The sequence below is a fragment of the Microbulbifer sp. SE14 genome, assembly GCF_059834885.1.
This window is the reverse complement of sequence record NZ_JCBAJA010000076.1, coordinates 1-1228: the sequence shown is the minus strand read 5'-3', so window position 1 is coordinate 1228 and position 1228 is coordinate 1. Positions and strand designations below refer to the sequence as shown.

Annotated in this window: 1 protein-coding gene; it reads left to right on the top strand. The window is 40.7% G+C overall.

The features are described from left to right. The first annotated feature begins 362 nt into the window (after positions 1–362). Positions 363–992 carry a hypothetical protein gene (locus AC6R19_RS22705; RefSeq protein ID WP_500582147.1) on the top strand — a complete coding sequence of 210 codons (630 nt, stop codon included), beginning with the start codon at positions 363–365 and terminating at the stop codon, positions 990–992. Positions 993–1228: the final 236 nt, after the last annotated feature.

Below are 1228 nucleotides of genomic sequence, written 5' to 3'. Positions count from 1 at the left end.
TCCGAATTGAATGACTATGTAAATGGGCTGTGTTTAAATCAGCCCCTATGAACGACAAAAGTATGGCTAGAAGAGCTAATTCCCTGAAACAGTTTTTCTACAGCCTCGTTAGACGCGCCGAGTGACAACTAGTAAGGAAGTAGTTGCGCCAAATACGAGTCTTCAGCGTCAAAATTTGAACTTATTTGAAGGTTTAGTTTTGCTAGTCTTGCTGCTGCGATTTAGACTTGGGCGTTGCAATCTATATTAGCATCTGTATAAAGAATAATCGCAAACGTGTATGTCTATTATCTGCAGTACTCTCTGGGAACGCTGTATGTACATGTAACATGGAAAATTGAACCGATCAAAGGAAGGATATCGTGACAATAAAGTTAATTATATTTTCAGTACTCACTATATTTTCTAGTTCTTTGTATGCAAACAATCTTTTAACGCGTGAGTCTAAGGAAAACTGTAGGGCTAGTTGTTATTATTTTGATCAAGTTGGTAATATTTTTTTTCTTGTTTTAAAAGATGATGCTGGCGAGGTGGTACAAACTAAAGTCATATCAAATGAACTTCCCTCGGGGTTTAGCCTTAATAATCCGAGCAATGTGTACCACTCTGGTCAATCTAAAGAATGGAGGCCTGGCGATACATCTGGAGCCGTCCAGCCCCAGAGTACTTCTTCAGTTCATCTCGAAATTGATTCAAGCGTTCATCCATATAGTGGGGGAGCACTAGGCGCTGTAGTAATACGCCTTACTCATGGTTATGGAGGTAATACATTTTTCTTTGACGTATTTTCTTGTTCTAGGAGTGAGCCAGAAAATCTTGGGACAAGTGAGCGCAATTGGGATATAAGCACCCACCATTACCATGGAGTTTTTGGCACAAAAGTACATGTTACAGTGATTGCTCAGCTGAAGGTTAATGGAGTTTTGCTAGAGCCTTGTACCTATTCTAATAACATTGAGATACCTGACCCAACTCCAAATCCGGAGATTTAGTGCGTAGTTCCGCCTAACAATTCGCTGCTGGGGGACAGCCTACTATATGCACCTTTTTGTGTGGCTCGCTACGCTCGTATTCTCACACAAAAAGATGCATATAGTAGGCTGCCCCAGAGCTCTGCGTTAAATTTCGATCATGGTCATATTTGCAATAACAAGAAAAGGGTTTAAGGAGCTTGAGCCCATCATAAAATCAGGAAATTATCCGGTATGGATCGGAGCAAACGTGCTTT